This window comes from Pseudoalteromonas sp. NCCP-2140, from assembly GCF_023708065.1.
GTDB lineage: Bacteria > Pseudomonadota > Gammaproteobacteria > Enterobacterales > Alteromonadaceae > Pseudoalteromonas.
In genome coordinates, this window is the sequence record NZ_BRCZ01000005.1 from 222,935 (window position 1) to 235,917 (window position 12,983).

Annotated in this window: 10 protein-coding genes; 9 read left to right on the forward strand and 1 reads right to left on the reverse strand. The window is 40.1% G+C overall.

The annotated features are described in order from the left end of the window. Positions 1-16: 16 nt before the first annotated feature. Positions 17-613, reverse strand: coding sequence for a hypothetical protein (locus NFU46_RS12555; protein WP_251602264.1), 597 nt, complete (start codon positions 611-613; stop codon positions 17-19). Positions 614-1,444: 831 nt separating this feature from the next. Between NFU46_RS12555 and NFU46_RS12560 the strand changes: the two genes are divergently transcribed. The 9 genes from NFU46_RS12560 to NFU46_RS12600 all read left to right on the forward strand — a co-directional run bounded on the left by NFU46_RS12560 (position 1,445) and on the right by NFU46_RS12600 (position 12,980). Continuing rightward, the gene (locus NFU46_RS12560) at positions 1,445-2,950 is read left to right on the forward strand and encodes a sigma-54-dependent Fis family transcriptional regulator (RefSeq protein ID WP_251602266.1); all 1,506 of its coding nucleotides are present in this window, start codon (positions 1,445-1,447) and stop codon (positions 2,948-2,950) included. Between the two features lie 72 nt (positions 2,951-3,022). After that, positions 3,023-6,412, forward strand: a complete 3,390-nt coding sequence (locus NFU46_RS12565; protein WP_251602268.1) for a DEAD/DEAH box helicase family protein — start codon at positions 3,023-3,025, stop codon at positions 6,410-6,412. After that, a complete protein-coding gene (locus tag NFU46_RS12570) occupies positions 6,405-6,701 on the forward strand; it encodes a hypothetical protein (RefSeq protein WP_251602270.1) in 297 nt (98 codons plus the stop codon). The genes NFU46_RS12565 and NFU46_RS12570 overlap by 8 nt, the downstream gene beginning before the upstream one ends. A 77-nt stretch (positions 6,702-6,778) precedes the next feature. Beyond that, on the forward strand, positions 6,779-8,320 hold the full coding sequence (locus NFU46_RS12575) for a class I SAM-dependent DNA methyltransferase (RefSeq protein WP_251602272.1): 1,542 nt from the start codon (positions 6,779-6,781) through the stop codon (positions 8,318-8,320). Next, a complete protein-coding gene (locus tag NFU46_RS12580; protein ID WP_251602274.1) occupies positions 8,317-9,471 on the forward strand; it encodes a restriction endonuclease subunit S in 1,155 nt (384 codons plus the stop codon). Before NFU46_RS12575 ends, NFU46_RS12580 begins: the two co-directional genes overlap by 4 nt. Positions 9,472-9,501: 30 nt before the next feature. Continuing rightward, positions 9,502-11,073 carry a restriction endonuclease subunit S gene (locus tag NFU46_RS12585; RefSeq protein ID WP_251602276.1) on the forward strand — a complete coding sequence of 524 codons (1,572 nt, stop codon included), beginning with the start codon at positions 9,502-9,504 and terminating at the stop codon, positions 11,071-11,073. Between the two features lie 148 nt (positions 11,074-11,221). Then, positions 11,222-11,557 (forward strand): hypothetical protein, encoded by a 336-nt coding sequence (locus NFU46_RS12590; RefSeq protein ID WP_251602278.1) that lies wholly within the window; start codon positions 11,222-11,224, stop codon positions 11,555-11,557. Between the two features lie 47 nt (positions 11,558-11,604). Then, complete coding sequence (locus NFU46_RS12595; RefSeq protein ID WP_251602280.1) at positions 11,605-12,297, forward strand: VWA domain-containing protein; 693 nt, start codon at positions 11,605-11,607, stop codon at positions 12,295-12,297. Continuing rightward, positions 12,291-12,980 (forward strand): PP2C family serine/threonine-protein phosphatase, encoded by a 690-nt coding sequence (locus NFU46_RS12600; RefSeq protein ID WP_251602282.1) that lies wholly within the window; start codon positions 12,291-12,293, stop codon positions 12,978-12,980. Before NFU46_RS12595 ends, NFU46_RS12600 begins: the two co-directional genes overlap by 7 nt. Positions 12,981-12,983: the final 3 nt, after the last annotated feature.

Genomic DNA, 12,983 nt, shown 5'->3' on the forward strand with positions numbered 1-12,983 from the left:
AAAAAGCCATTAAACACTATCGCTTCCTTAACAACGTATCGTTATTTAAATCTTCTGATAGATTGAACTCATAATGTTTGTCTGCGAGCAAAGTAAGCGCTGTAATTTTTGACTCCAAAACCGGAAGAGTTAATTGCTGCTCACACATCAATAGCAGTTCACCAAAAGTAATGCTCTCAGGTAAATTTATTGGTTTATGAGGCCAACCAATATGGCGATATTCGTATAAAAAATTTAAGTTATCCGTCTCGATATCACACATCTCGGTATCTAACACCAATCTAAAAGGGCGCTGTGATGTTGCCAGAAAGTAGAGATTGAACTCATTCAATTCTTCACGATATTCATCGTCTACATCTTTTTCTCTATGCACTTCAATATACTCAAACGTGCCATCAGCATATTCCAGTAGAAAATCTGGTGAACGCTCGCCAGTTTCACCATGTGCCGTTTCTGGTTGGCAGGCATACTCAACGACTTGATCACAGAACTCTTGCCTTATAGCAAAATTTCGCTCCAGTAAACTTTCAGGATGGACATCACATCCATTTAGTTTGCTGTAGAAATATCGTTTTCCTCTAGCGCGATGTAATTTAACCAATGGTCTCGTCATAAATATTTGTATCCAAATTTTGGGCAAAGGAGTCCCTAACCGCGTTCTTGCAGTTTAGTAAAAATTATCTATATTAAAAGGTTGGCCTAAAGCAAAAGGCACTGCATTTGATGCACTAAATTGGTGGTGATGCGGTCAGTAGTTTCACGGTTTGATTGTTTTTAAAAATTCAACTGCCGTAGAGTTTCGAGGTTTTTAAAATTAAGATCAAGCGACTAGGAAAAATTGGAAAAGGCTAAAATATCAACAATTCAGTTGTTTATAGCTCTTAAACCTTAATTTTTAAAATATCACTATTCTTGATAAATAATTATTTTTATTTGGGATTTTAAAATTCTGATTTCATTCTATTTTTTTGTTACAAAATAATTTTGCCTCAGTTTTGGTTCAAAAATAAATCTATACCAATTTGTTATATCAAAACTGTAATTGACCACGATATGGCATAAGGCCCACCAATGCTGACATTGACAGAAATCGTCGTTTTTTACAATTTTTCTGTCATTTTTGAATTTTTAGCCATATTTTGAGTAATAAGCGTACTTCTTTTTCAGAAACAATTTGCTGGCTCCTAACATGAAATTAGGACTTATATTGTATAGCTCTAAAACTATAGACTAAGCCATTTCATGTTTCTTAATCAGTATTGTTTGAAGTTGCTAAGAGTGAATCTATTTTTCGCTCTAAGGGCAGGGTTATAAAATAAAGCCAAATACATTCACGAATGAAAATAGCGTAAAATTCAATCAAACAACTCTTGTTATATGGTAATAAAAGTTATTATATGCAATATTCTTTATCTATTAGAAAGTTAAGGCGAATCTAAAGCTCGTGAATACTCTTTATACATGGATAGGTAATACAGATATCAAAAATATGCAGCAAGATGAACATGCTGCAATTTCAACGATAGCGTTACAAAATCCTAAAGCATTTGATCGTATATTTATTTTTGCCAATGACTGGGAAAATGATTGGAAACCTTATGAAAAGTGGTTAGGAAAGCGACTTAGAGAAGCTGGCCGCCCATTCGACAATGTTGCAATATTTAAAGCAAACATTGAAGGCCCAACAGACTACCCAACTATTATAAGGGAAACAGAAAAATGGGTTTCTAAGTTATCTGAAGAAAGTGAAGAGCTGTATATCAATATTACCTCAGGTACACCTGCGATGAGCGTGGCATCTGTCTTAGTTGGTAAAGGTAAACACAACACGCATTTCATTCAGTCTAACCGTGACAACACTATAGAAAATGTTGATGTTCCAGTCGATTTTGGTCAAGCTTATGTAAAATCTGCTGCAAAAAGCATTGCAGATAAAGCAGTCAAAGCGCCTTCATCCCACAAGCAGTTCGACAATATCATTGCTCAATCACAAGTAATGCAAAGTCTAATCTCCAAAGCAAAACGTGTAGCTGAATCTGAACTAGAGTTGCCAGCCTTAGTATTGGGCGAGACGGGAACGGGTAAAGAAGTCATTGCCAATGCTATTCATGCAGCAAGTCCTAGATCTGGCAAACCTTTGAAAACAGTTAACTGCGGAGCATTGCCGGAGTCATTAGTAGACTCCATCTTATTTGGTCATGTTAAAGGCGCTTTTACTGGTGCGAACGAAAAGCACGAAGGTTTATTTGAGCAGGCTAATGGCGGCACGCTATTTCTTGATGAAGTAGGCGAGTTAATGCCAAGTGTTCAAGTAAAACTGTTGCGAGCATTACAGCAAGGCGAAATTACTAGAGTTGGTGATAAAAAAACGATATCAGTTGATGTCAGGATCATTGCCGCTACTCATAGAGATTTACAGCAACTCGTCGAACAAGGTGAGTTCAGGGAAGACCTATTCTATCGCTTAGCAGTTGGCCTATTGCATATCCCACCTCTTAGAGAGCGTCACGAAGATATTGAACCATTAGTTTTGGAATTGGTGGATGAACTCAACCAAGCTGCAAACAAATACCCTGGTTATAAAAGTAAGAATATTTCCGAAAAGGGAATAAAATTTATTAAATCACAACCTTGGCACGGTAATATTCGCGAGTTATGGAATACAATTAATCGCGCCTTTTTGTGGTCGGATAAAGAAAAAATTACTGATGTAGATATCAAAAATGCACTCATCGTTCGTTCACCTACAACTGAAGAATCAGATGTGGTTTTGTCACTCGGCCAACAGGTGGATATTCACAATCTTGTTGAAAAATATAAGAAAAAATACGTAGAGGCAGCAATGAAGGCTGCTGGTAATAACAAAACGAAAGCGGCAAAAATGATTGGTTTAAAAAGCCAACAAGTGATCACTAAGTGGATAGAAGCTTTGGGTATAGAAACACAATAATATGCTTAAATTCATCTTTAACAAAAACTTGGCACTCGACCTGCACTTTAAGGAATAAGGAAATTAATTGGAATGAAGCAATCGATGAATTTTGAGTTTTTACGAGAAAATTGGCCTGAACTTGCAGACTTTGGTGGTTACGCTGAAGAGTACACCTATTCAGATCCCGTTGGCTCGTTAATTAAACTGCGCTCATACAGCGAACATTTAGTTGGCTGGATTTATCATCGATTAAATCTTCCGTGTTTGCCTCGTGCAACATTCAACGACCAATTAAAAGGTGAAGACTTTGTTCAATTGTCATCATCAGCCATTCTAGACAAGTTTCACTTACTTAAAAACTTAGGTAACAAAGCCGTGCACGACAACAAAGGCACAACGGCTGATGCGCTATTTGCAGTGAAACAAGCCTATCATGTCGGTGCTTGGCTATATTGTGCATTTCACAATGTAAAAAGTGACGCTGTTCCTGCTTTCATCGAGGTTGAAAAGCCAGACGGACAACTAAAGAAGAAGTTAGAACAAAGTGAAGCTTTGCATAAACAAGCAATGGCTGAGTTAGATGAACAACGCAAAGCCTATCAAGAATTACTAGAACAAACCAAACAAGCAACCGCCGTTGTCGATAAAGCTGCCGCACAACAGTTTACTGACTTCAGCAAAGTTGCCACTGAAACATTAAACTTCGATGAAGAAGAAACGCGTAAATATCTTATTGACTCAGAACTAAGAGAAGTTGGCTGGGATGTATCTGAAGACGGCACATCTACCGAGCAAGTTGGACAAGAAATAGAAGTTCAATATCAACCAACACAAACAGGTATCGGTTATGTTGATTACGTACTATGGGATGACGACGGCAAACCGCTAGCAGTAGTGGAAGCCAAATGCACCTCTAAAGATGCTCGTCTTGGTAAAAAACAAGCCAAAGACTATGCAGATGCATTAGAAAAAGAGTACGGTCAGCGTCCCGTTATGTTTTACACCAACGGGCACGACATCTACATTTGGGACGATGTTCAAAAGTACCCACCGCGTAAAATCTATGGCTATTATTCCAAAAGTTCATTGCAGCACTTAGTTAAGTTTCAGCGTGTTGAGAAGAAGCCGTTATCGTCAGTGGAAATTGATCACGATATCGCTGGGCGACGCTATCAGTTAGAAACCATCACTCGTGTACATGAAACCTTTGAACTTAAACGCCGCAAAGCACTTATCGTTCAAGCAACAGGCACAGGTAAAACAAGGGTTTCTATTGCCTTAACTAAATCATTACAAGATGCAAAGTGGGCTAAACGCATACTGTTTTTATGTGACCGTAAAGAGTTACGTAAACAAGCGAACAAAGCCTTTGTCGATTTCCTTCAAGTCAAGCCCTTTGTTGTAGGTAAAAGTGAGAAGAAATATCGCGATAGTGCGCGTATTTTTATTGCTACCTACCCAGGCATGATGAGCATTTATGAAGATTTCGATGTCGGTTACTTCGACCTCATTATCGCTGATGAATCACATCGCTCGGTTTACAATGTATTTGGCAACATCTTCAAATATTACGATTGCTTGCAAGTAGGTTTAACTGCAACACCAGTAGAAATGGTATCTCGCTCAACCTGTCAGCTCTTTGGATGTGACTATAAGAGTCCTACCGCGAATTATCCGTTGGAGAAAGCAATAGCAGAAGATCACTTAGTGCCATTCGACATCATGACAATGACCACTAAGTTCTTGCGTGAAGGCATCAACCAACGTTCATTAACTGATGAGCAAATTGCTGAGCTAGAAGACAAGGGCGAAGATCCAAACGAGCTAGAATTCGATGCCAAAGACATCGACAAAGCTGTTATGAACCTTGATACCAATCGTCACATCATTCGTAATTTGATGGAAAACGGCATCAAAGACAAAGACGACCAACTCATTGGCAAGTCGATTATCTTTGCTCGACGTATTGACCACGCACGTTTGCTGAAAGAGCTGTTCGACGAAATGTACCCTGAGCTTAGTGATGGTTTCTGTGAAGTTATTCACTCTGACGAGCAAAGAGCCGATGCATTAATAGACCAATTTAAAGGCATAGAAGGCGAGCCAGAAAAAGACATCACCCTAGCGATATCAGTCGATATGTTAGATACAGGTATTGACGTACCAGAAGTAGTCAATCTCGTATTTGCGAAGCCTATTAAATCTAAGGTTAAATTCTGGCAAATGATTGGTCGTGGTACACGTCTATGCCCTGATCTATTTGGCAAAGGTAAAGACAAAACGCGTTTCTTAATCTTCGACCACTGGAATAACTTTGATTACTTCGAGTTCGATTATGAAGAAACCGAGCCAACCATTACCAAGTCGTTGGCACAGAAACGTTTTGAAATGCGTATGCAATTGGCATCTACCGCGTTAAAAAGTTACGAAAGAGAATCATTCTTAGAAGTTGCTAAATTGCTCAAGCAAGACATCGACTTACTTGATAAGCGCAACATCAACATTCGCGACAACTGGCAAATTGTCGAGCAAATGTCAGATGAAAAGCTATTAAATCAATACGCAAAACAAACCGTACACTTGCTTGAAACTGAAATTGCACCGCTGATGCAATGGCTAGACACCCGTAGGCAGAGTAAAGCCATACGTTGGGACATTCTAATGGCGCAAACGCAACAAACCTTGTTTGATGCGCCAACAGAGCTTGGTGAGTTAAAAGCAGAAATCTTTGCTGTGATTGACCGTTTACCCGTCAATATGAAGCAAGTGCAAGACAAAGCAGAATACATTAAACAACTGCTCAGCGATGACTATTGGCTTATTCCAACCTTTGCAAAGTTGGAACAATCTCGTTTGGCCCTGCGTGATATCATGTGGTTACTGGAAGGCGAAATTCTACCGCCACCAGCACCAACAAAAGTTACCGATATTAAAGAAGATGCTGCTGAATTTGAAATTAGCGCTCGTGCTTCAAAAATTGAATCTATCGACTACAAAATCTATTTGCAGAAAGTAGAGGAAGCACTTAAACCTATTTTTGAGAGCCATCCGGTATTACAGAAGATCAGAAACGGCCAAGCGGTGTCGGAAAGCGAGATTTTACAGCTCAACAGTATCATTCACACGCGCCATGCTGATGTCGATATCGAAACCTTAAAGTCGTTTTATCCAGAGTCCAGTAAGTCGCTTGATACCTTGCTTCGCAGCATTGTTGGTATGGATGCTAAATACATTGAACAGAGCTTTACCGAGCATTTGCAAAACCATCGTATGAACGCTCAGGCCCAGCGCATTATCGATATGCTAATCGGTCATATTGCTCGCAGTGGCGGCATAAAAATGGCCGACTTGGATAAAGCGCCATATAACCGAATTTATGAAGGCGTATTAGGTAGCAGTGAAGATGAAGTCTTTTCACTATTAAAATCACTAGAGCTACCTGAGCCAATCGCCACCATTCAAGGAAGTGCAAATGAATAACACGGCAGAATCACGTTTAAGTATGCGTTTAAAGTTAACGCATAAATCAGGTGAACACCTGTATCCGGTCAAAATGAAAAACCGTCAAACGGGTAAAATAGCATTTCGTGTCAGTGAAAATGGTAACAAACTTGCTGACTGCATTGAGGTTGAGTGCGAACAAACTATGTTGGATTACGTGGTGAAAAAAGGTTTTTCAGTAAGAGCAAGAACACTCCCCAACGCTAAAAAACGAGAAGGACTATATGGCATCGATAAAAACTCGATAGTGTCATATCAATTAACTTAATAAGCGTAATTTCGTAAACAAAAAAATTTTAGATCTAACTTCAAATTCAGTTAGGTCACACATTAAAAGAGAACATAATGATCACAGGCGAATTAAAAAGCAGCGTAGATAAACTTTGGGCTGAATTTTGGACGGGCGGCATCGCAAATCCATTAACCGTAATCGAGCAAATTACTTTCCTTATGTATGCCCGTTTACTCGATTTACACGAGCAGCGCGATGAAAAACGCGCACAGCTACGAGGCACTAGCTTTAATCGCCGCTTTAGCGACGAGCAACAACATATTCGTTGGCACCGCTTCCACCATCAAGATGCAGAAACCATGTTAAAAGTGGTGCGCGACGAAGTATTCCTGCATTTTAAAGACATCTCAGGTGAAGGTTCATTGTTTGCTGAGTTTATGAAAGACGCACAATGCATGATCCAAAAGCCAACGCTAATGGAATCAGCCGTTGAGATGATCAACAAACTGCCATTAGAAGACAGCGACACCAAAGGTGATTTATACGAATACCTACTGAGTAAACTCACTACTGCTGGCATTAACGGCCAGTTCCGTACTCCGCGTCATATTATTCGCGCTATGGTGGAAATGTTAGATCCAGACGTTAATGAACGTATTTGTGATCCTGCCTGTGGCACCGCAGGCTTTTTAAGTATTGCCTATGAATACCTGTTAGAAAAATACACTTCACCAGAAGGTATTCACACCGAAACCATTACCGATGACAAAGGCCAAGAGCAGCAAGTTAAAATCTACAGTGGTGACTTATTACTTGAGCATCGTGACCATGTAGACACCGACATGTTCCACGGTTTCGACTTTGACTCCACCATGTTACGTATTGCCGCCATGAACTTAGTGATGCACGGTATTGCCGAGCCAGACATTCACTATCAAGACACCTTGAGCGGTCGTTTTGCTGAGCGCTACCCAGAGCAAAGTAAAGATGCCTTTTCGATGATCCTAGCGAATCCGCCATTTAAAGGCAGCTTAGATGAAGAAGACGTAGACGATGCTATTTTACGTATAGTTAAAACTAAAAAGACCGAGCTGTTATTTGTCGCCCAAATTTTACGTATGCTGAAAAACGGCGGCAAAACCGCGATAATCGTGCCAGACGGCGTATTATTCGGCTCGTCAAAAGCGCACCAGCAACTGCGTAAACACATAGTAGAAAACAACGAATTACAAGGCGTGGTTTCACTGCCATCAGGGGTGTTTAAACCTTATGCAGGGGTATCAACCGCGATTCTATTTATCACTAAAGGCTCTGTTACTGATCATGTATGGTTTTATGACTTACAGGCCGATGGTTTCTCGCTTGATGATAAACGTACACCGATAAAAGATAACGAACTGCCAGATTTGGTTACCCAGTTTAAAGCTCGTGATAAAGCGATTGCAGAAACGGAAGCAAACGATAAAACCCAAAAAGCGTTTTGGGTTAGCAAAGCCGATATTGCAGCTAATAAATATGATTTATCCATCAACCGCTATAAAGAAGTGGTCTACGAAGAAGAGCAATATGATCCGCCAAAAGAAATCTTGGGTAAGTTAATGGATTTAGAGAATGAAATATTAGCTGACTTAAAAGACTTGGAGAAGATGCTGTGAGTTGGCCTTTAGCTTCTTTAGGTGAGGTTGCCCCTTCAAAGCCGCTTAAAAATCCTGAAATTCTTGACGAAAACTCAGTTTGGCAACTTAATCTAGATAAGGTTGAGTCTCATTCAGGACTTGTAACTGAAAAAGTTTATGGTTCGGTTCAATCAGCAGGCTCTTCAACACATTGGTTTGATGAGCGACATGTACTTTACTCTAAACTACGCCCTTATTTGAACAAGGTTGTGTTGCCAGAAGAGCAAGGTTTAGCTACCACGGAACTTGTCCCGTTGTATCCAGATAAAGATAGATTGGATAGAAAGTATCTGACCTATTATTTGCGATCTAATCGCTTTGTGAAGTGGATAAGCGATCAAGTCGCTGGTGCAAAGATGCCTCGTGTATCGATGAAAGTGTTTTGGGAACATCAAATCCCACTACCACCACTCGACGAGCAAAAGCGAATTGCGGCGATTTTAGATAAAGCCGATGCCATCCGCCGTAAATGTCAACAAGCCATCGACCTCGCCGACGACTTCCTCCGCAGCGCCTTTATTGAGAGGTTCGGAGACCCCAGAAATTCGAGTTTTCCTATAAGGGAATTGCAAGAGGTGTGCACTAAAATCACCGATGGTACACATCATACGCCTACGTACACTGACAGTGGTGTTCACTTTTTAAGAGTGACAGATATTAATAAAGCTAAAGTGAACTGGAACAACACTAAATTTGTTTCAAAAGAAGAGCACTTAGATTTAATTAAACGATGCCACCCAGAAAAAGGTGACGTACTTTATTCTAAAAATGGCACTATTGGAGTTCCGAGACTAATTGATTGGGACACTGAATTTTCTATATTTGTAAGCCTTTGTTTAATTAAACTAAAGAAAGAACTTTTGTTAGGTGGTTATCTGGAATCATTCCTGAAAACTCCGTTTGCCTTGAAGCAAGCAACTGCTAGAGCGAAATCTGCGACTGTGACAAATTTACATTTGGTTGAAATAAAGGAAATTAAATTACCAGTACCTCCACTAGATGTGCAACGTGAATGGCTAGACTTTGTATCTAACCACAAAGATATGATGACTAAGTTAGAGCATTCAATGAATGAAGCAAATAACCAGTTCAATTCAATTAGCCAACAAGCTTTTTTAGGAGAGCTGTAAATCTCAATTAAATAACGACAAGGATGTTTTATGTCACGATTACTCAACGCTATTGAAGAGCGCCAATTACTAAGTATTAACCCACAAGATGAAAACAACATCAGTGAATATCTTGATTATGCGTTAAACGATAATAAGCAAAGCACAGCAAACGATGTTCAAGTTATCGTGGTGCCATCCCTTTGGATAACCAGCGTCAAACACAAACGCCAACTAGCCCCTGTATTTGAGCAATATGCCTTACATGCCTTGGTTGATGTTGGCACTATTTGGTCACCTGTCACCAGCGTTTCATTTAGTTTACTGGTTTTAGGTAATGAGCCAGTTAGCTACGTTCTAATGGCCGACTTTGCGGCTAACGCTCCTGTACAAAATAACAACCCAGTTGATCGCAAACTCACACCCAAAGCAGACAAGTCTGGCGAGCTACCCAATATTGTTTACACCGAAACATTCAAACAGTTTTTAGTGCAAATTGAACAAGAACTTTTTGGAGGAGCTAGCTCAGCGAAGAACGAGCTACATGATCAGTCGTTTTTTACTTTCAAAGTACCAGCTAAAGCACTGAATATGTCACGCTTGCAGGTTGCCTTTTATCACCCTGACAATCAAATCGATATTAACCGCTACAAAAAAGCCAAGTTTGGATCTTTAGAAAAGTTAGCCGATGTGAGCATGGTGCACTCAGTAAAACGGGGTGATTTGGTTCAAGGGCAAGTATTTAAATGGTCGTTAGTCGGGAAAAGTAAGCTACTTCACAACCAGAATGAATTACCGATTACTGAAGGTGATGCGACAAATCAGGTGCTGGCGGAAGGCGATATTATTGTTACACCTAATTGCTCAAAAGTGTTTTTGATCACCAATGAACTAAACGGTGTTTACGCCCCAGCGCATAATTATCATATTCGCCTTCAGCCTAACGCAGCAGTTTCATCTCAATACTTATGTTTATATTTACAGAGTGAGTTTGCGAAAAAGTATTCACTCAAAATGGCAATCGGCAGTGTAATTCCTCGTATTGCACTAAATGACTTTAGACAGTTACCTATTTTACTGCCAGATGACGATACCTTGGCGAAAAGCGATGAGCTTTATCAGCGGCTGCAAACGCCGGAGTCAGATCTCGACAAAATCAATAATCTCATTGCAGGCACTAAAGACCAAGGCCGTTTGCAAGATAGCTTTTTGTTAGAAGAGTTAGAAAAGTTACGTATTTCAAAGCGTGTCATTATCGAAAAATTGATAAAAGATGATTTAAAAGAGCTGAAAGTCTGCATTGATAAGGGCTTGTATAAATCGTCAATGGTTATCTGTGGCTCAATTTTAGAAGCCATCATCCTCGACTGGTTATCTGAAACCGAAAAACACGACTACTACCGCGATGATGCCGAAATTAGTTTAAGTAAAGCCATTACCTTGCTTAAAAGACTTGGCGAGCTAGATTATGAGTCTGCCAATGCTGCTCATAACATCCGCACAATGCGCAACCTCATTCACCCAAGAAACTACTTTCAAAACCAAGGCAAAGTAACCAAAAAGGAATGCATGAAGTTACTAACACAATTAAAGCAGGTAATCGCGGCATATCATGAAAGTTGAAATTTGTGGTAATAAAAATTACATAAAAGAATTAAATATTATCATATTTTAGGGGTGCGTTTTTGTAAAGTTGATATAAAACAAAGGGATAGTTTGTTGGTCTGGTTTTCGCACTGTAATGATTATCTAATCATGTGAGGAAAACGTTATGGCCTTTATTGTAAAAGAACAAGATCGATTATTCGTTGTACCTGAGCTGACAAACAGTCAACACGCACAAATAAGAGAAGGACAAAGAGGGATATCTAAAAAGCAGGTGATGCTGGCTTACCAATATGGCCGAGTAATTCACTCACGACGTGCGGTTTATCATGTGATTGGTAACAAGGAAATTAAAAAATACGGTGACATAGAGCCAGAGCTAAAAAATATGAATGGCGTTCAATTGGTTATGTCGGCAAATGGAACAGTGTTAACGGCGTTCAAAAATAAAGATTTACGAAAAGTTCGCCCGTATAAGCACAGTCACAAACATTTACATTAATTGAAGTTTGATTGGCATACAGTTAATCAAAATTAAAAGGATAGAAAATGAGTTTAAAAAAATTCGCAGTAGCAAAAGCCAGAGCACTCCCTGTCATTATTTTAGCGGATACCAGTGGCAGTATGTCAGTGGACGGGAAGATTGCAGCGCTTAACGAAGCCGTTCAAAACATGGTTTCTACTTTTAGGCAAGAATCAGCACGACAAGCTGAAATTCAAGTGGGCTTAATCACTTTTGGTGGTGATAAGGCTGAAATGCACCTACCACTTGCTAAAGCATCTGAAATAGAAGCGATGCAGCCACTCGATGCGATTGGTCGCACACCAATGGGTCATGCGTTCGAGTTAGCGACGGAGGTGCTTGAAGATAAAGAACTGATCACATCTCGTGATTATCGCCCTGTATTAATTTTACTTTCTGACGGTATTCCAACCGACAGTTGGCAAGCTGGTTTAGAACGGTTAACCACGAGTGAACGTGGTCAAAAAGCCAGTCGTTTTGCAATGGCGATAGGCGCTGAAGCTAATATCGATGTACTTGAAGCATTTAACAATGACTTAGAAGCGCCAGTATTTAAAGCAAATGAAGCCAGAGATATTCACCGTTTCTTTAGAGCGGTCACCATGAGCGTAACTGCACGCTCTCAGAGCAGAACCCCTAACGAACTCGCACCGATTAACTTTGATGAGTTAGACAACGATGACAACGATTTAGGCTTAGATCTAGAAGGCCAATGGTAAGTATTCGCCATCTAAGTGTTTCTGTCATTGGGCCTGGTCATATACTCAATGGTCAGCCCAATCAAGATTCGGCGCTAGTAAAACGGGTGCCCAGTGGTTGGCTCGCTGTAGTTTGTGATGGCATGGGATCTAAGCCTCATTCGGATGTGGGATCAAGACTAGCATGTCGAGCTGCATTTGACGTGATTAAGATGGTTGATTTCAGCATTGAAAGTAAAGTGCTTATCAAGCGGGTTTATCAAAAGTGGTTGAACTCGCTTGGCGATATCAAAGCTAGCGATGCAGTGACAACGTGTTTGATTGTCTGGGTTTCTGATAGCGGAGAGCTAAGAACGTTTCAGTTAGGTGATGGCTTAATTTTAACTTCGCAACAGACAACTGAACATTCGGATACAAATGATTTTGGCAACATCACTACAGGCTTAGGTAAATCTAAACAGTTTTCAGACTGGCAGGTAACGAAGCAGCAATTGAGTGTAGGTGATGTGATTGCGCTTATGACTGACGGTATTAGCGAAGATCTGCACCAAGGTATGGAGCTGGACTTTGCACATTCGATTATTGAAAGCACTAAGGGCAAGAGCATTAGACAAGCTAAGGCTTGGCTAAAAAACGAATTTAGGAACTGGGGTACGCCGAATCACACGGATGATAAAACCCTCGCACTATTGGTTTTGAGCTGACTG